Source organism: Vibrio sp. nBUS_14, from assembly GCF_051201655.1.
Classification (GTDB): Bacteria; Pseudomonadota; Gammaproteobacteria; order Enterobacterales; family Vibrionaceae; genus Vibrio.
Map to the genome: position 1 here is coordinate 1,476,557 of NZ_CP179207.1, position 17,742 is coordinate 1,494,298.

A 17,742-nucleotide genomic window follows, 5' to 3' on the forward strand; every position below is an offset into this window, starting at 1 on the left:
TTCGTTAATTGAATCTTTGAATGCTTTGGCTAGTAACACCGCCCTCTTCTCGGAACGCCCGCGTTAATCAGTGTGTTAGATAATTTTCTAACGTCTACTCGTACCATTTGAAACACCGATAATTAAATTAAGTGCTTGAAATCTATCATAGAGAATAGATCGTATCTCACTTCAAAATGAATCGTGTTTTTTAAGTTTATTCTTAGTTTCAAACCACTTTTTATTTTGTTTTCATTAGCTTTTCTGTAGAGGAATTTTGGCTGAACTCTACCCTATTGATAATTAAAAAAGCCATCGTTCAGAGTAAGTTTGTGAATCACAATGCTTTTCAATGACACCTTTGATAGCAGCTTGCGTTGTTCCATCCTGAGGAAGGTAATATTGATGACACCATAGCTTTGTTTGATAGCTAAATCTACCCTGCTGAGTCTTCGATATACCTTGATATTCAAATGTGGCTTTGTTGTTGGCTAGTTTGGAGTTCATAGAAGCTGCTCTTGGACAGCGTTGGCATCGGTTGAATGCCGAGCACTAGCAATTTCTACTGATGGCCCATTTACATTTACAACAAAGGGATCAAGCGGCATTTATGTTGAACACTCCTATGAATTTTACTGATGCTTCTATGTGTTTGAGAACTTAGAGACCAGATACTCAATGGCCGAGCGACTTTTAAGCGGCAGAAATTTTCTGTCAGAATAAACTATCCAAGTGGAGCCTCTATTCTTCCAATAGGAAGTCAATATAGGCTCTAACTGTTTGTTTTTTAGCTCTTCAGAAAGAACAGACTTTGGAAGGTACAGCACACCGAACCCTTTCTTGCACGCATTTACCAGTGTATTAACATTATTAGCTCTTACCTGCCCTTTGACAAAAATATTGATATCTTCGCCCTCATCCTGGAAGGTCCAGCGGTTATAAGTTGTAGTAATACACCTGTGTCTTGCTAGATCACGTGGTGAGGTCGGCCTACCGAACTTATTTAAATAATCAGGGCTAGCGACCGCTGCGTATAAATGGTCAGACAGTTTTCTTGCTATTAAATTAGAGTCAGGGAGTGACCCAAACCTTATTGCGAAATCATAACCATCATCGATAAAGTCGATCACCTTTGAATTAAAGTCGATATCTAGCTCTAAATCTGGATGTTCAGAAACAAAGTCCATCAGCGCTGGTATGACGTGATTTTCTGCAAAATCGCCCCCTGCTGATATTCTGAGTGTTCCTGATAAACGGGCTTTACCTTCTGTCACGACTTCATTAGCTGTGTCTATTTGCTCTATTATTTTTTTGCAATATTCATAGTACGAGTGACCAGCGTCAGTTAGCCTTACTTTTCTTGTTGTTCGCGCCACTAGAGCGACACCAAGTCTCTCTTCAAGCTCTGAAACACGTCGACTGATTTGTGAAGTGGCTATGCCAAGGTGTCTGCCAGCAGAGCTAAAGCCTTGGGTTTCAGCTACTGCAACAATTCTGTAATACCCAAAAAAATTGACAAAATATGCTTCCTGAAAATGTCTCTAATAACGTCAGACTATCATTAATGTGACGCTGTAAAGAAATGATTTTATTGTCAGCAGTAAAAAAGTACGGTTCGTCTGATTAGGGTAATTTATTGCTTTTGCCCGTTTATAGCAGATTGTTATCAAGTGTTTTTTTCGTTTCTCAAAAGCTCTAATGCCTACTATCTCTATCTAGTTATCAGTTCCTAGCTCCGACTGTTGCACAGTAGCAAAAGTGATTTCTGAAATTTACTAATTATCAAATTCAACATTAGATAATATAGTTTAATTCAAGGTTGATTTAGTTGTTAATCATACAGTAACCGACATCTAAATCTCATTTTCTTATTAAATAACATGAGGTAATTATGGATATTAAAAATCAAGATCAAGCAGTTAAGGGTAAAGTGGGCTTTGTTGCTTAATTCAGAGAGAAGGCATGCCTGCCCCATTGTGCTTAATTCTTAATCGATATACTGTGTTTCAGGCATACCAAGCCCTGTAAGCTTATTCAGGGCTTTAATCATAGCGTAAGTCTCGCCAACTTGAGCGTTGTAGTTCCTCAGGCTTAATTTCCCACCTAGCAGCTGTTTTACTCGGTACATCGCGGTCTCTGATAGAGAGCGCTTATGATAGCCATACCGCTCTTTCCAATACTTATTTGAGCCATATAACTTCTGGCAACCCACGGCGAGATTTCGGGGGTGACCACGCTCCCAGAAGGCAGCCCCTTCTCTTGGTGGGATGAGCGGAACAGCTCGCTTGATCCGTATGGCATCATGGCAATCCCTTGTGTCATAAGCGCCATCACCTGATATCTCAATGATTTTCCGACGTGTCTGATTGAGTAAGTTGGGGAGCACTTCGGCATCGGTTACGTTAGATAAGCTCAGCTCTGCTGCGACTATTTCGTGGGTGCTTGTATCTACTGCGATGTGCAGCTTACGCCAGACTCTTCGCTTCCCATCAGTTCCATGCTTCTTGACCTTCCATTCACCTTCGCCATAAACCTTGAGACCAGTGGCATCAATGGCTAGGTGTTGTATCGCACCTCTGGTTTTAGTTTTAAATGAAACCTCAACATCCTTAGATCGACGACTTATACAGGTGTAGTGTGGGCAAACCAGAGGGATGTTAGCCAGCTTAAAGACGGAGTCTAGAAAACCTTGCAGCGCTCTCAATGGCATAGAGAAAACGCGTTTCACCATCAGAGCGGTAGTAATGGCTAAGTCGCTGAATCGGCGAGGTCTACCAAGCTTGCCTTGTTTGTTTTGCTTCCACTCGGCTAACGTCTCCTCATCAATCCAAAAGGTCAGAGAGCCACGGTTGATTAAGGCTTTATTATACTGCTTCCAGTTAGTTGTTTTGTAACGAGGTTTAGGCATGAGACTACGACGATTGATGGGTGTATCCGATCAGATCGTAGCTTCCTGATTTAGTTCCATCGATTTAAGCAACAAGGCCGGTAAAGTGAACCTCTATATTTCCGCATTGGAAAACTCAGAGTTTGCTAAAGATAATATAGAAAGATCTTTTTATTCTAGTACTAATCTACATTCTTTGGGCGAGGATGGCTCGATTCACTTTATACCTCGAGATGCTCTAGTCGAGTATGCTGTTACGAATAATGCAGAGGTGGTGGTTTCTATCCTCGGTGTTGAAGTCGTAAACGATATGGCTTTTGCAAAAGTAAAGTTAGAGCTCAGTGACTTCTACTGGGTTGACTATCTGACGCTTTTGAAAATAAAGGGGGATTGGTAAGGGCACGAATGTACTTTGTTAATTTGATGTAAACAAAACCGAAGCTCTGTAATCTTTGTCCCATACCGCTTTATTCATCTTCCTGGGTACTGACAAGTTCCCTTCGGATTTTCTAAACAAGTTCTGAACAAAACGTCTGCAACAAGCCATATTTAGTGCTGAATCTCCAGCATAAATACATTGTTCATCTTCTTTGAAAATAACGTCCAACGCCCAGTGCTGCTGGTTCTCGATGTGCCAGTGTTTTCTGGTCGCTTGTAAGGCTAACTCTAACGACAAGTGATCTGTGCAAATATAATACGATGTTTCATAACTTCCTTTCCCTTTGACACTTCTATCTCTCACCACTGCAACAACACTTTTAACGACAGACCACTTTTCTCTGAGTGCTTCACTGAAGGCTGCTGGGAGAACGTAAACCTCACGAACCTCTTTTCTGCCATGCCCTTTATCTTCGGTGATGTATGACTCTTGTTTATCTTCAGGCAAAGACCAATAGTCTTGGAATTGTGCATCCACTTCTGCAAGCAAACTGGGCTGATTCAGTTTGACTTGCACTAAGAAATCGCCACCTTTATCAACCACTTTATTCAGAGTTTCAACCTGACAATGCAGGGCATCAGCCGTTAATAGACATCCTTTTATATCTAAAGTATCTAACAGGTTTCTTATCGCTGTTAGCTCCGTCCCTTTGCCTTTACAGGGTTGATGTGTGAGGGTCAAACCTTCATCAACATCGAATGCCGAGACCATATAAAGGGGGTTATCTTGTTTGTTTGCTTTAGCACCTTTTAGTACCTTCCCGTCAACACTGATGATAGGTTGAGCATGCCTCTCTCTATGCAAATTAACCCAGCCCACCATAGCTTCTAAGAGTGTTTCAGGAACAATAGTCCTCATAATTGCTGCAATATTATGACGAGTAGGAAGGCCATTTTCGTAGGGGAAATACTCACGTAACCAGTCGATATTTCCTTCACCAAAATCCTTGATATCCGTCCACTTGTTTTGACCACAAAGCATGGCTGTTATGACAACAAAAGCGACTTCTATAACAGGGTAGACTTGGTTGATGTGCGAACGGGTATCTTTCACTTTTTTTAGCTGTTCAATGATAATCATGCGAGTTTCTCATATTTTTTATTTCATGATCTGATCGTGACTATCAGGAAAAGTTCCAATTGAAAATAAAGTTATTTATTTTCAATAACTAAAGTTCGATCCCGCCCTTAGTTGCTCCCAAGGAATATCATTTACTAAGTAAGCGGCTTGTGGATCGTCCCCTGCACGCCAGCTTGTGAAGTAACCAATCACACGACGTGGGTGATCCGTGCCCATCTTCTCACGGCCTTCATCATCGTAAATCGTACAGTAAGGTACATCGATACCTTGAGTTTGATACAAGCCATCAGGACGACAAGTACTCACTGTCGCAGCGCCATTGACTATCAAAGAAGCTAACGCTGAATCAGCCGTAGCGCCTTGGTTGTCGGTAGCTTTCGCGTAAACCGCTAAAGAGCCTGCTTGAGTGGTTATGTAATCTAACGTGTAAGGGCTTGTCGCTGCTGTACCTACAAGGGCACCAGCCACATAGAAATCAACCTTATCAACTGTGCCATCACTGTCTGCTGCTCTTGCGGTAAGCGTTACCACACCACCAACATCGACCGCAGCTGCTGAAAGCGCAACTGAAACTGTCGGTGCTTCATTTCCTGGTGTAACGGAATCGACAGAGATAGAAGCCGCACTTGTAACACTTACTGCGCCTTCATTGTCCGTTGCAACAACTGAAATCTGATGGTTACCAGACGTGGCAGCCCAAGCCGCTTCAAATGGTGCCGCTGTCACAACCGCAACCGAAGTACTATCAACAAAGAATTCTACTGAAGCAACACTGCCATCAGCGTCCAGTGCTGTTGCGCTTAATACGACGTTGTCACCCTCAACAATCACATCTGATGCCGTTGGCGCTGTTAACGAAGCCGTTGGTGCTTCATTTGGTGTCCCACCTCCTCCATTGCCGCTACACACATCTAGCTTTTTCCACTGTGCATAGTCACCTTCAAATTGTCTCGGGTTGTTGTTTTGATTCCAGTAATTTGCTGAGTACGCGCTGCCGTCATGTGTAACCTGATCACCACCGGTGTACACCGTGGCAGAATCCCACGTTTCTAACGTTGAACAATCAACAGCCGCATAACTGTTGAACGCCATCAAGCATGACGCGGTGAGAGTACTGAGTGTAAAAACCTTCTTGGCCACTCTTCCTTGGTTTAGGTGCATGTTAGCTATCCCTTAAGTTGTTGTTTCAAGATGTTTAATTTAAATGGCACTTTCTTTACCACTTAAATCTCTTCGCAAAACAACTGTAGGTAACAGCGCCAATTAAACACCTAAAATATTCAGTTTTTATAAAATGACTCGCATTAATTTGTTTATAGCATGCAATGAGTCGTCACTTATTTTGCACCAACAACTAATATTAATTTATTTCGAAAAGCTAAAAAATTTTGTCCCAAAAATCAGAAATGTGATACAGCGTTGAGAAAAAATCCGTATTAAAACTAACCAAAAAGTAGAGATTTATAGATGATTTGGGTTTCTTTTGGAAATTTGCCCACTTTTTGGTAACAAATGTGTTAGTATCTGCGGCTTTTTTGACGAACCTCACATTTCTATGCAAGTGTGGGAGAAATACATAGGCTTGAAAGAGCCAAATATAGCGAAGAAATAATGTCCAACTTGACGCAAGTCGCCAACGAAAACATCAACGCAGAATCTACTTCTATCGATTTCAACAAAGCTCAATCTTTGGGTGAAAAACTGGAACTCGGAAACCCAGTCTTTTGGCTTAGTGGCAGTTTTTTAACCCTCTTTGTCATCCTCGCTTTCACCAACACCTCCGTGTTGTCCGAACTTGTTAACATCGGCTTTAGTTACTCAACTAAGTGGTTCGGTGCTTTCTGGCAAGTCCTACTATTACTTAACTTCATTATCGGCTTAGTGCTTGCACTAGGGCGCACAGGCCAGGTTCGTTTAGGAACGCTTGCCTTCCCTGAAATGACCACCTTTAAATGGATGTCTATCGTCCTATGTACGCTGCTAGCCGGCGGTGGTGTGTTCTGGGCAGCGGCAGAGCCTATTGCTCACTTTGTTTCCGCTCCGCCTCTTTATGGCAACGCAGATCCTCAAGCGATGGCGTTCAACGCCCTATCACAATCTTTCATGCACTGGGGTTTCCTTGCATGGGCAATCTTAGGTGGTTTGTCTTCTATCGTGTTAATGCACCTGCATTACGACAAAGGCCTTCCTCTTAAGCCTCGTACTCTGCTTTACCCAGTACTTGGCGACAAAGCAATTAATAGCTGGATTGGTAACGTAGTCGACGCGTGCAGCATTGTGGCAGTAGCTGCAGGTACTATCGGTCCTATTGGTTTCCTTGGCCTACAAATTAGCTACGCTCTGAGCGAACTGTTTGGCATTTCAGACAGCTTTGCGACTCAAAGTGTTGTTATCGTATTTGCTATCGCAATGTACACGCTGTCTGCATTAAGTGGCGTAAACAAGGGCATCCAACTGGTTAGCCGTTACAACATCATCTTGTCTGTGTGCCTAATAGTCTACATCCTGCTAGTAGGCCCAACGAGCTTCATCATTGATGGCTACCTGCAGGGTATGGGCGAAATGGTCGATAACTTCATCCCTATGGCGCTTTACCGCCAAGATACAGCGTGGCTAGGTGGCTGGACTGTATTCTTCTGGGGTTGGTTCTTGGGCTATGGTCCTATGATGGCGATCTTCATTGCTCGTATCTCACGTGGCCGTACCATTCGCCAGATGATCGTTTCTATTAGCATCGTTGCACCGCTTGTAACTTGTTTCTGGTTCAGCATCGTTGGTGGTAGTGGTTTAGCGTTTGAATTAGAGAACCCAGGCGTGATTTCTAGTGCGTTCGAAGGCTTTAACCTTCCCGCGGTTCTTCTAGCAATTACAGCGCAACTGCCGTTCCCAACTCTGCTAGCGATTCTGTTCCTTATCCTGACAACCACGTTCATCGTGACGACAGGTGACTCAATGACCTACACAATCAGTGTGGTAATGACCGGCACAACAGAACCGAACGCTGCGGTACGTACCTTCTGGGGTATCATTATGGGTGCGGTAGCCATTGCTCTTATCTCAATGGGCTCTGGTGGTATCTCTGCCCTACAGTCGTTCATTGTGATTACCGCTGTTCCTGTATCGTTCATCTTGTTGCCGTGTTTATGGCACGCTCCGAAGATCGCGAAGCAGATGGCAAGAGATCAAGGCATCGCTTAATACCTAATCCGATTTAGTTTCGGGTAGCGTGTAAACAATAAAGCCACTCAAGTGATTCACCTGAGTGGCTTTGTTTTATCTGTTCGCTGTCTTATTGATTAGCTGATTAGCTGATTAGCGTTGATATCGAATAGTGCTAATTTCTAAAGATATTTCGGCTTATTGAAACTTCCCACCGGCGGCAACCATAAACGACATCTCAACCAACAGCTCTTGGTTTGCCAACTCAGCTTTTACACATGCACGGCTTGGCGCACTGCCTTCAGGGAACCACGATTCCCACACTTCATTTAGTGCATCAAAGTTAGCAAAATCTGTTAAGTAAATCGTTACTGACAATACGCGAGATTTGTCACTGTCTACCAAACTCATCATTTCTTCAGCTTGATCAAAAATTTGCTGAACCTGACTCTTAATTCCTGCCGTTGTATCTGTCTCTGGTACTTCAACAAAACTTGCGATGCCATTAAATACAGTTACATCAGACCAACGTTTGGTCGGGTTAATTCTATGAATTTTCACCGGTTATACTCTTCTTATAATTAGGGTGAACATCAGCGTAATCTAATCCAAATCGTGAATATTGAAAACAAAAATTGGAAAGCTCTACCTCTCCAGTGAGATCACCATTCTTTTATGGACGACGTACAACTCGTGCCGACACCACAATTGAAGAGTCTGTCTTTCTCTCAACTTCAAAACAACCGCCAGAACTTGAAAGCTGACGAACTGAAAGTTTATCTTTCCCTAACTTATCAAACCAATATGGAGCCAGTGAACATTGTGCCGAACCTGTTGCTAAATCCTCCGAAATACCGATTTTCGGGGCAAAATAGCGCAGAACATAACTGTCATCTGAGCTTTTGGCTGTCACCATCACTGCATGCAGATCTTTAATTTTTTTATACAGTTCAAAATCAGGAGTAAAATTCCTGACCGCTTCCTCTGAATCCAACACTAACACCAAGTCTCTTGTCGAGAATGCATCGACAACTGTCTGATTCAAAGCCAATAGATCCATTGGAGCATCGCTCAACTGAACGTAAGGTTTGCCATTCCAACTTGGCAGTTCCAATCGAGATAAGCCGTCTTTACTAGAAATCACGACCTGTCCATAGTCACTGTTTAGCGTAACCTCTTCAAACTTATACCGCTCGCTCAAATCAGTGCCAGCAGCCAAACTACCATGACCACAAAGGTTTATCTCACCATCTAAGGCAAACCAACGAATATCGAAAGCATTCCCTGATTTCACGACGAAAGCTGTGATTGGCAGTGCGAGTTGATGCGTTACTTCTAGTCACGTCGTAGAGTAAATGTAACCTATAACAAAAACTCGAACTCTTGAGACGCCTTGGTCGGCAACATCTCGATGACTTCATACTTAGCGATATTCTCTCGATGAAAGGGATCCTCGGTCAAAATAATGTCTAACTGTTCCCTGTTACTAAGTGTGGACAAAATAACACCACCAGTTCTAGGGTTCTTACGACCCGACAACTGAAAGTGCCCGAGTTCATACTGCTTGTTTAAAAACTCAACATGCTCTGGAATGAAGCGCTCTACTTTCTTCAAAGACACTTGGTATTCGAGAGAAACAATAAACATAATATTGCCTTATTTTAAGAGAGGTTAGTATTGAGAGTATCCACTTACACGGATATTGCCTTGCGGTAATAGTTGGCATTCTGTTGTTGTCCTTTGAATACTGCGTAATTTTGGACATGCTCAACTAGCTCGAAACCCGTATTTGTTAGTACTTTATTTGAACCGACATTACCTACTAATGCATAAGCATCAATATATTTTAGGGATGAGAGCTTAGACAAGTAGGTTAGCAGCTCTCTGACCGCATTAGAGGCGACACCTTTAGAACCAAAAGCTCGACCAACCCGATAGCCGAGCTCCCCGCTTTCACCATTTTTTCCGATATCACGAACGTTGATTCTTCCACAAATAACGCCGTTAGCGTCCTTAATTAGCATTGGGATCAACTCACCATTTTGGTATTCCTTAAGGAAGAGCGTAACTTGGTCGGCAACCCCTGAATCAGAATAGAAACTGTCATCCCTAGCAGGAACAAATTGATTAAACCACTCTCTATTTTCGACTTCAAATTCGAAAAGAGGACCAACATCACTTGGTTGAAGTAAGTGTATAGATATATCCATAAGTAACTCTACAAGGCTCCCTTAAAGTACTGCTTTTTTTTAAAATTTCGAACTCTCTGCGTTTCTATCTAGGTTGATGGGAGTTAACCATCGCTCAAAGTGATGGCGTGACCAAAAGCAATCCCATTACCGTCATAGAAAACAAGGCACCACTGAAAAAACTCAGTGCATGAAATGGGCGAACTTTTGATTTAACAGCCTCCCTTTCAATCGCTTCTTGGTAAGTTTTAACAGAGAGTTCCTTAACATAATTATTTTGCATAATAAGCTCCTTCTGAGTAAGTAAGAGAAGCTTAAGACTTGAAGTTAGGTTGAGGTAAAGCGAAATTTTAGATAATTGAACTATTTATTTCGCCGGACCATTTAATTTTTGTAAATGTAGGAATGGATACGATATCTAAGAGAACTAAAGTAAAGAGTGATACAGGTATAGTTCACGATCTCTACCATGAACTTTACGCATCTGCTTCTCAACAAACTTTACACCGAGCTTTCGTATAACTGACTCTGAGCGTTTGTTTTCAGACAAGTGCATCACTTTCAACTCTGTGAGCCCAAAATGAGCTTTGCTGTATTCCACTAACGCCAGTGAGGCTTCATAGGCGATACCCTGCCCCCAAAACGGAACACCAAGCCAATAACCAAGAATACCAACACCATCTTGCAAACTAGGAAAGCTAACTGCACCAACGACCTCGTCGTTAGCTTTAAGAGTTATCGCATACACCACACCTTTCCCTTCGTTGAAGAAAGATTCGTGTGTGTTAATCCAATCAGTCGCCATACTTACTTCATACGGGTGAGGAATATTAGCCGTCATATCAGCTATCACTTTCTCACCCGCAAGTTCAGCAACGCGCTGGCTATCAGTCAATCGAAATGGCCTTAAGATTAATCGTTCTGTGGTAATGTTCTGCTGCATAAACTCTCCCTCGACTAATAACTGATAACTGATAACTGATAACTGATAATACTACTCCAAAACCACCCTAAAAATATCGTTGTTCACACCACCCACATCCACTAACTCCCCAGTTTTCATATGAAGTGACGTGTTTAATTGTCGAGTTGAGCGTGGCTTTTTCGTTTCACGAATCACCAGCATATCGACCAAGTAGCCAGAGTCTTGCTTTCGTATTGAGCCCGAAAAAGTGACACTCTCAGCCCTATCGGCGAGTACTGAATTAAATGTTTTGTCTTCTAATACGCCTGCGGAGATCGATGTCTCGCCATAAAACAACGTGATACTTGTTGGGTCAGGTTGTAAAGCTTCATTGGACGCGCAGCCCGTCAGAGCTAGGCATAGCATTAAAATAATTCTAAATGGCATAAACTTATTTTTCGTTCTCTCGTTAAACGCTTTTTGTTGAAATAGCATGGCAATTATTCAAACCACTGCGTCTTTCAGCTCAGCTTTTAGTGACCTATCGTGCAAGTTATCAGCCTCTGCAGACTGGATGGTTTCAGAGATAAGTTCTTCGAAGAGATCTAATTGCCCTGCGGGGATAAGTTGATTTTGAATCGCTCTACGTTTGTTAGAATCAAATAATCGCTCAGCCACCCAGCCGATTAAGTAGACCAGAGCAAGGCACCCACCAGCTGTAGCAATGTTCCCTTCGATGACTAAAGGCAGATCTTGAACGTCTCCACCCATCGCTTCTAATGTTGGTTTTGCATGCGGATTTGTTGTTAGCCTCTTGCCTTTAAGTAAACCGAGTTCATACAACACAAAAGATCCCGCGCAAATCGAACCGATTAGCTGCTCACTCGGATCCAACTGTAATGAGCTCATGAACTCTGGCTCTTTCAACGCAGCCGGAATACCACGATAACCACTTGTGATCAGCACAACGTCTTGCTGCCCGACCTCAATAATATGACCATCGGTTTTCACGGTCATACCTAAATGTGAACGATGCTCAGGCTTGGTTCCAAGAACCTTAACCTCCCAAGAGTCCGTCGTTCTCCCTAATAAGTCATACATCAAGAAGAAGTCTACATCTGTGAAGTCATCAAATAATACGATTCCGACTTTGTACATAATACATACCCTTGTTGATTACTCTCGAAAGATGAGAAGCGTTAATAGTGAGGTGATTCATAGAAAGGTAATATTGACCACCACTCACTTGAGGTCAAACTCAATCCTCAATTATTTGTAAACCCTAGGTAACAGCAACGAAGTTAGACCATTTTCTTTCTACTTCAGGAGTCAACGCCAGTGTAAACTCGTAACCTAAGTGATTCTCACGTGTTATTTCAAACCCTAATCGCTTATGAAACTGCACCGACAGTTCATTTAGGCGTAAAACATTGCTTACTAATACCCTTGAATCGCGCGCTTTCAGTATATTTACAATGCCACGAAATAGAGCAAGAAAAGCGGCTTTACTTCTATAGTCTGGGTGTACCACAAACACAGGGACAAACCACTTGCCATCCCCTAAATCACTTAACGTCGTGTAACCAATTAGCTTATTATGTCGCCGATATTCGACAAGCAGTCCTTGTTCCATTGATTGGTTATGAGATGCTAAATACACATCTCTATCTATTGGAAAGCCTGCTTCTTTTGAAATTGACTCCAATGTCATCAAGTCCAGTTCTAAATACTCTTCCATTACTGCCACCTACCCGTACTTAAAAGGATTGCAGAACAAAGCACGCAATAAACGCCGGTAAGCCAGCAATGAATAACACCAAACCTGTTTGATAATTCATTCGGTAGTGTACTTGTTGGTCTTTAGCAAAATCGTGCCCGTCGACCATTTTGTAGACTTTGTCTGTAATAGGATCATCTAAGCGCGTTGTTTTGCTATGAACGCCTCCTTCCCACAGAAGTTTTGCCAAAATCCAAATGACGATAACGACAAAAAACAAGAAGTCGACGATTCTTGTAGTGGCAAAAAAAGGAAAAAACTGCGACAGCACAAAAACGACCATTGCAGCTATCAAATTGATTAGCAACACTTTCTTTAACAAATCGAGCAAATGAACCTCCTACAGAATCTCAGTACTTCAATAATAGGTATTTATAAAATTTAGATTTCTCGGTCAATCAAAAAGTATGCGCAAGATCGCACTATATGAAGTGCCGCATGTTTAACAACCTTTATTGCTGATAGGAAACATTACACCGCTCGTGGTGTTGTATTAAAGTGACGCTTAAATTCGCGGCTGAATTGGGATGGGCTGGAGTAGCCGACTCGACGTGCAGCGTCGTTGATTCGCAGGCCTTCTGACTGAATCAGCTCTTTGGCTTTGTTGAGCCTTACCTTCTTCAAGTACTGAAGGGGTGATTCGAAGGTGACGTTACGAAAAGCATTGTGGAAAGCAGACACACTCATATTCGCTTCGTCAGCGAGCGATTGAACAGTAATGGTTTGGTCATACTCTCCATGCACTTTAGATAATGCTTTAGCAACACGTGCGTAATGACCGTCATGATGAGCCAAATCAAACAGCACTCGCCCTTCTGAACCGGTTAAGGCACGGTAGACAATTTCGCTGACCATGGCATCACCCAATATGTTGGCTTCGATGTCGCAATGCAGCATTTTCACCAATCGAGTAAAACTTTCTAGCATTTGCTCTTCCATCGGCGTAGATTCTAAGCCGCTAGAATTCTGTCTGTGCTTATTGCAGTAGCCCTCAAGAAAGCCTTGGTCTTCTAACTTTTTTACCAAGCTGTGCAAACGTTGAGAGTCAATGTTGATAGATAAACCAAGCAATGGTTCACCATTAACAGGCAAAGCCTCACACTCCAACGGCATTGGCACACCTACTACTAGGTAATCACCAGCTGCGTAAGTCACTGGGCGTTCGCCAAGATAGATGTTCTTTTTACCTTGCCCCATCATTATGATGCCAGATTGGTAAGTAAAAGGCTGACGCGGATTGCCGCCGCTGCTTCTATATAACCACACGCCGTCAATTTCTGTTTCTCTGATCCCTTCAAGATCATCCCAACCTTTGTGTTCAACGTAAGACTGTAATAACTGCGCGAGTTCTTTCATAAGTGGCGACTTTCCATTCCAAGTGCTAAGAGTATGTAAGCTAAAGCAGAGGAAGAGTATCAACTTTGTAGAAATAGGCAATTTATTTGGAGAAACAGCCCTTCATTACCCCGAATGACTGTACTAATATGCAAATATAGAAATTGAGCAATAAACCAAAATAACAAATTTAGCTTTACACAAGGAATCTCCTATGCAATTTACTTACGTTAACCCTACTGTCATCCATTTCGGCCAAGGTCAAATCAACGCTATTAGCCAAGCAGTTGATACTTCTAAGAAAGTGCTAGTCCTCTACGGTGGCGGTTCAATCAAAAGCAACGGTGTTTACGACCAAGTTGTCGAATCTCTAAAGGATCACGCTTGGATTGAGTTCGCGGGTGTCGAAGCTAACCCAACGAAAGAGACGCTAGATAAAGCAGTCGCTCTTGTTAAAGAAGAAAACGTAGAATTCATTATCGCTGTTGGCGGTGGTTCGGTAATCGACGGTTCTAAATACGTTGCTGCAGCGGCTAAATACGACGGCGACGGTTGGGATATCCTCGCGGGCAAACACCAAGTTACTGAAGCCACTCCTATTGGTGCAGTACTGACACTTCCTGCGACAGGTTCTGAATCTAACATGGGTGCTGTAATCACTCGTAAAGAGACTCAAGAGAAACTGGCGTTCATGAACCCTGCGGTACAACCTAAGTTCGCGGTTATGGATCCAGACGTAATGAAGTCTCTTCCAGAGCGCCAATTGATCAACGGTCTAGTTGACGCATGGGTTCACGTCTGTGAGCAATACATCACAATGCCAACAGACGCGATGGTTCAAGATGGTTACGCTGAAACACTGCTGAAGAACCTACTTGTACTGGGTAAGCAATACGACGAACGTGACAACGACGCATGGCGTGCAAACCTAATGTGGACGGCAAACCAAGCGCTCAACGGCCTGATTGGTACTGGCGTTCCTCAAGATTGGGCAACACACATGATTGGCCACGAGTTCACAGCACTATGGCACGTAGACCACGCACGTTCTCTTGCGATTGTTCAACCTTCACTACTTCGTAATCAAATCGAAGCGAAGCGTGGCAAGCTAGAGCAAATGGGTCGTAACGTATTTGGCCTAGAAGCGGGTGCCGATTTAGCAGAGCGCACTATTGCTGCAATCGAAGATTTCTACCACAGCCTTGACGTTCCAACGATGTTCGACGGTTACGAAATAAACAAAGCAACTGCGATTGATAGTGTTGTCGCGCAACTTGAATCACACGGTTACCTAGAGCTTGGCGAGAACAAAGCAATCACGCCTCAGAAAACACGCGAGATTCTAGAGTCTGCGATTCAATAGCGGTCAAAATTAGAGCAAGGAAAACAAGGTTCTAAAGAAAATCACTATAATCTAAGAATTTATTCCGTGAAACTGAACCAAATTCTTTGCCCTTGCGTATATCCCCAAGCAGCGCCCAAATCAGGCGCTGCTTTTTAATTTGCCCTACAAGATGCTATTAAATTCTCATAAGTCCTTAATTTTATGTGCATTTGGATTTCTATATTGGTAAGGTAAACCTGTCTCTTTACTAGGTATGAACAACGATTTGAACAATCTCAAGGAAATGGTTAAGTTTAAGTCACTTAACAAGTGGTATGGTGATTTTCATGCCCTAAAGGATATCGATTTAAATATTGAACAGGGAGAAATAGTAGTGATTTGCGGGCCATCAGGTTCGGGTAAATCAACTTTAATCCGCTGTATCAATCAGCTAGAACCCTTCGAAAGTGGCGAGCTTTGTGTGTTAGAGCAAGTACTTCCGACCAGGTTCAGCACTCCAGGTCAAGTCGGAATGGTGTTTCAGCACTTTCATTTATTCCCCCATCTTACTGTGCTTGAGAACCTAACTCTGTCGCCGATTCGTACGCTTATAAAAAGCAAACAAGAAGCCGAGAAGATTGCAATGCACTATCTCGAACGCGTACACATTGCAGAACAAGCCAACAAATACCCTGTACAACTTTCTGGTGGCCAACAACAACGAGTGGCTATCGCACGTTCACTGTGCATGAAGCCTGAATTACTGCTTTTTGATGAACCAACTTCAGCGCTTGATCCGGAGATGATCAACGAAGTGCTCGACGTGATGGTTGAACTGGCGAGCGAAGGTATTACCATGATGTGTGTGACTCACGAAATGGGCTTTGCGAAACAAGTGGCCGACCGCGTTATCTTCATGGATGAAGGGCAAATTGTGGAATCCAATACGCCTCAAGCGCTTTTTGAAAACCCACAACATGAACGTACTCAAGCGTTCCTAAATCAGATCCTGACTTATTGATGTTGATTCGAATTATTAAGCCCGTCCTATCCGCTTTGGTACAAATTACTGTGCTCGTGGCTGCGGTTGTCTGGATCCTCGATTCTGGCGCACAAACCATGGGATACACCTGGCAATGGGAGCGCGTACCGGACTATATTACTTTCTATGAAGATGGTGAATGGTGGCCAGCAGAGCTGATTGAAGGACTACTGGTTACCATCAATATCTCTTTGATTTCTTTGGCCGCTACATTGTTCATTGGTTTAACAACAGCGCTATTGAGAAACTCAAACTCTGTAGTTGGACGCACCTTAGCAACCAGCTATGTTGAGTTGATTCGTAACACGCCGTTATTGGTACAGATTTATTTGCTCTATTTTGTATTTGGCCCCGTATTAGGGCTGGATCGCTTTAGCACTGCCGTTTTAGCCTTGGCACTTTTCCAAGGAGCTTACACCGCCGAGATATTCCGTGCCGGTTTAAATGGTATTGCGAGAGGACAATTTGAAGCGGCTCAATCCTTGGGCTTATCAAAGACCTATACTTACTGGGATGTGATTCTTCCTCAGGTGGTGCAACGCACCTTACCACCTTTGACCAATGAAGTGATCTCTCTAATTAAAAACTCTTCGATTGTGAGTGTCATGGCTATTTTCGACCTGACAACCGAAGCCAGAAACATCGTTTCTGAAACCGCGATGCCATTTGAGATCTGGTTCTCTGTGGCGATCATTTATCTTGCACTTACACTTTCACTTTCTGCCGTTGCTGCTTGGCTTGAGCATAAGCTCGGATCTAACTGGCGAACACAATAAGGATTTATCAGCATGAAGCTATTTAAAACCGCGATTACAGCCCTACTTGCGCTTGCCGTAAGTTTGCCTGCACTTGCTTCTGAAACGCCTAACCTCGATAAAATCAACGAACGTGGCTCACTGCGCGTTGGTATGTCGACATTTGTTCCTTGGGCGATGCGTAACAAACAAGGCGATCTCGTTGGCTTCGAAATCGACGTGGCGAAACGCCTTGCCGAAGATTCAGGTTGGAAAGTCGAATTTGTACCTACGGCATGGGACGGCATTATCCCTTCTCTATTATCGAAGAAGTTTGATGTGATCATCGGCGGTATGTCTATTACTGAAGCGCGAGCTAAAAGCGTGCTGTTCACTGAACCATACTCTCACTCTGGTGTTCAACTGGCTGCTAATAAAGAGCTAGCGGAAGGTTTTACTCAAATCTCTGATTTTGATTCTCGCCGTGTGAAAATTGCTGCTCGTCGTGGTGCGTTCACAGTTCAAGTGGCTCGTGAAACCTTCCCTAAAGCGAAAGTTCTACAGTTCGATGACGATGCTCAAGCATTCCAAGAAGTGTTAAACGGCAACGCGCACGCAGTTATCGCGTCTAGCCCGAAACCAGAACACGAAGCGATTAAAAACGCAGACACGCTATTTATTCCATTTGAAGAGCGTCTATCCAAAGGTAACGAAGCATTTGCAGTTCGCCTAGGTGAAACTGACAAGGCAGAATTCTTCAACGAATGGATCAAAGCACGTACTAAAGACGGTTGGTTGAAAGAGCGTTACGAGTACTGGTTCTCTACTTTAGATTGGCAAGACCAGATTGCTCAAGGTCAGTAATCTGAAGTTGAGCTCAGCTTTTAATATGA

The 17,742-nt window shown here is 43.1% G+C and carries 21 protein-coding genes and 1 pseudogene; 6 read left to right on the top strand and 16 right to left on the bottom strand.

The genetic code is table 11. The features are described 5' to 3' along the window. Positions 1 to 282 precede the first annotated feature (282 nt). From ACMAZD_RS24370 to ACMAZD_RS24380, 3 genes are all read right to left on the bottom strand, one after another. Positions 283 to 486, bottom strand: coding sequence for a hypothetical protein (locus ACMAZD_RS24370; protein ID WP_435249806.1), 204 nt, complete (start codon positions 484 to 486; stop codon positions 283 to 285). Positions 487 to 623: 137 nt separating this feature from the next. Beyond that, positions 624 to 1,472 carry a LysR family transcriptional regulator gene (locus tag ACMAZD_RS24375; RefSeq protein WP_435250541.1) on the bottom strand — a complete coding sequence of 283 codons (849 nt, stop codon included), beginning with the start codon at positions 1,470 to 1,472 and terminating at the stop codon, positions 624 to 626. A 494-nt stretch (positions 1,473 to 1,966) separates the two neighbouring features. After that, positions 1,967 to 2,887: an IS5 family transposase gene (locus ACMAZD_RS24380; RefSeq protein ID WP_435249807.1), complete on the bottom strand. Its 921-nt coding sequence runs from the start codon at positions 2,885 to 2,887 to the stop codon at positions 1,967 to 1,969. 85 nt (positions 2,888 to 2,972) lie between these two features. On the opposite strand from ACMAZD_RS24380, the gene ACMAZD_RS24385 reads away from it, so the two are divergent. Beyond that, complete coding sequence (locus tag ACMAZD_RS24385) at positions 2,973 to 3,263, top strand: nuclear transport factor 2 family protein (protein WP_435249808.1); 291 nt, start codon at positions 2,973 to 2,975, stop codon at positions 3,261 to 3,263. Positions 3,264 to 3,281: 18 nt separating this feature from the next. Here ACMAZD_RS24385 and ACMAZD_RS24390 read toward each other — a convergent pair whose 3' ends face one another. Continuing rightward, positions 3,282 to 4,385 carry an ISAs1 family transposase gene (locus tag ACMAZD_RS24390; RefSeq protein ID WP_435247125.1) on the bottom strand — a complete coding sequence of 368 codons (1,104 nt, stop codon included), beginning with the start codon at positions 4,383 to 4,385 and terminating at the stop codon, positions 3,282 to 3,284. Positions 4,386 to 4,493: 108 nt separating this feature from the next. Next, positions 4,494 to 5,546 (bottom strand): annotated as a pseudogene (locus ACMAZD_RS24395) (Ig-like domain-containing protein); the annotation flags it as partial. Positions 5,547 to 5,996: 450 nt separating this feature from the next. On the opposite strand from ACMAZD_RS24395, the gene ACMAZD_RS24400 reads away from it, so the two are divergent. Next, positions 5,997 to 7,583: a BCCT family transporter gene (locus tag ACMAZD_RS24400; protein ID WP_435249809.1), complete on the top strand. Its 1,587-nt coding sequence runs from the start codon at positions 5,997 to 5,999 to the stop codon at positions 7,581 to 7,583. Positions 7,584 to 7,742: 159 nt separating this feature from the next. On the opposite strand, the gene ACMAZD_RS24405 is transcribed toward ACMAZD_RS24400, so the two are convergent. From ACMAZD_RS24405 to ACMAZD_RS24455, 11 genes are all read right to left on the bottom strand, one after another. After that, complete coding sequence (locus ACMAZD_RS24405; RefSeq protein ID WP_435249810.1) at positions 7,743 to 8,105, bottom strand: RidA family protein; 363 nt, start codon at positions 8,103 to 8,105, stop codon at positions 7,743 to 7,745. A 112-nt stretch (positions 8,106 to 8,217) separates the two neighbouring features. After that, positions 8,218 to 8,859, bottom strand: coding sequence for a PhzF family phenazine biosynthesis protein (locus tag ACMAZD_RS24410; protein ID WP_435250542.1), 642 nt, complete (start codon positions 8,857 to 8,859; stop codon positions 8,218 to 8,220). Between the two features lie 47 nt (positions 8,860 to 8,906). Next, positions 8,907 to 9,191 (bottom strand): YciI family protein, encoded by a 285-nt coding sequence (locus ACMAZD_RS24415; protein ID WP_435249811.1) that lies wholly within the window; start codon positions 9,189 to 9,191, stop codon positions 8,907 to 8,909. Positions 9,192 to 9,235: 44 nt separating this feature from the next. Beyond that, positions 9,236 to 9,754 carry a GNAT family N-acetyltransferase gene (locus ACMAZD_RS24420; protein ID WP_435249812.1) on the bottom strand — a complete coding sequence of 173 codons (519 nt, stop codon included), beginning with the start codon at positions 9,752 to 9,754 and terminating at the stop codon, positions 9,236 to 9,238. A 94-nt stretch (positions 9,755 to 9,848) separates the two neighbouring features. After that, positions 9,849 to 10,016, bottom strand: a complete 168-nt coding sequence (locus tag ACMAZD_RS24425; protein ID WP_435249813.1) for a hypothetical protein — start codon at positions 10,014 to 10,016, stop codon at positions 9,849 to 9,851. Between the two features lie 144 nt (positions 10,017 to 10,160). Beyond that, positions 10,161 to 10,676 carry a GNAT family N-acetyltransferase gene (locus ACMAZD_RS24430; protein ID WP_435249814.1) on the bottom strand — a complete coding sequence of 172 codons (516 nt, stop codon included), beginning with the start codon at positions 10,674 to 10,676 and terminating at the stop codon, positions 10,161 to 10,163. 51 nt (positions 10,677 to 10,727) lie between these two features. Then, on the bottom strand, positions 10,728 to 11,084 hold the full coding sequence (locus ACMAZD_RS24435; protein WP_435249815.1) for a hypothetical protein: 357 nt from the start codon (positions 11,082 to 11,084) through the stop codon (positions 10,728 to 10,730). A 57-nt stretch (positions 11,085 to 11,141) separates the two neighbouring features. Continuing rightward, the gene (locus ACMAZD_RS24440; RefSeq protein WP_435249816.1) at positions 11,142 to 11,795 is read right to left on the bottom strand and encodes a DJ-1/PfpI family protein; all 654 of its coding nucleotides are present in this window, start codon (positions 11,793 to 11,795) and stop codon (positions 11,142 to 11,144) included. A gap of 124 nt (positions 11,796 to 11,919) precedes the next feature. Further along, positions 11,920 to 12,375: a GNAT family N-acetyltransferase gene (locus tag ACMAZD_RS24445; protein ID WP_435249817.1), complete on the bottom strand. Its 456-nt coding sequence runs from the start codon at positions 12,373 to 12,375 to the stop codon at positions 11,920 to 11,922. A gap of 19 nt (positions 12,376 to 12,394) precedes the next feature. Then, on the bottom strand, positions 12,395 to 12,745 hold the full coding sequence (locus ACMAZD_RS24450) for a hypothetical protein (protein WP_435249818.1): 351 nt from the start codon (positions 12,743 to 12,745) through the stop codon (positions 12,395 to 12,397). A gap of 140 nt (positions 12,746 to 12,885) precedes the next feature. Beyond that, positions 12,886 to 13,770, bottom strand: a complete 885-nt coding sequence (locus ACMAZD_RS24455) for an AraC family transcriptional regulator (RefSeq protein ID WP_435249819.1) — start codon at positions 13,768 to 13,770, stop codon at positions 12,886 to 12,888. Positions 13,771 to 13,963: 193 nt separating this feature from the next. Between ACMAZD_RS24455 and ACMAZD_RS24460 the strand changes: the two genes are divergently transcribed. From ACMAZD_RS24460 to ACMAZD_RS24475, 4 genes are all read left to right on the top strand, one after another. Next, positions 13,964 to 15,112 carry an iron-containing alcohol dehydrogenase gene (locus tag ACMAZD_RS24460; RefSeq protein ID WP_435249820.1) on the top strand — a complete coding sequence of 383 codons (1,149 nt, stop codon included), beginning with the start codon at positions 13,964 to 13,966 and terminating at the stop codon, positions 15,110 to 15,112. 235 nt (positions 15,113 to 15,347) lie between these two features. Continuing rightward, positions 15,348 to 16,094, top strand: a complete 747-nt coding sequence (locus ACMAZD_RS24465; RefSeq protein WP_435249821.1) for an amino acid ABC transporter ATP-binding protein — start codon at positions 15,348 to 15,350, stop codon at positions 16,092 to 16,094. Beyond that, the gene (locus tag ACMAZD_RS24470) at positions 16,094 to 16,891 is read left to right on the top strand and encodes an amino acid ABC transporter permease (RefSeq protein WP_435249822.1); all 798 of its coding nucleotides are present in this window, start codon (positions 16,094 to 16,096) and stop codon (positions 16,889 to 16,891) included. The genes ACMAZD_RS24465 and ACMAZD_RS24470 overlap by 1 nt, the downstream gene beginning before the upstream one ends. Before the next feature lie 12 nt (positions 16,892 to 16,903). Next, positions 16,904 to 17,713: a transporter substrate-binding domain-containing protein gene (locus tag ACMAZD_RS24475; protein WP_435249823.1), complete on the top strand. Its 810-nt coding sequence runs from the start codon at positions 16,904 to 16,906 to the stop codon at positions 17,711 to 17,713. Positions 17,714 to 17,742: the final 29 nt, after the last annotated feature.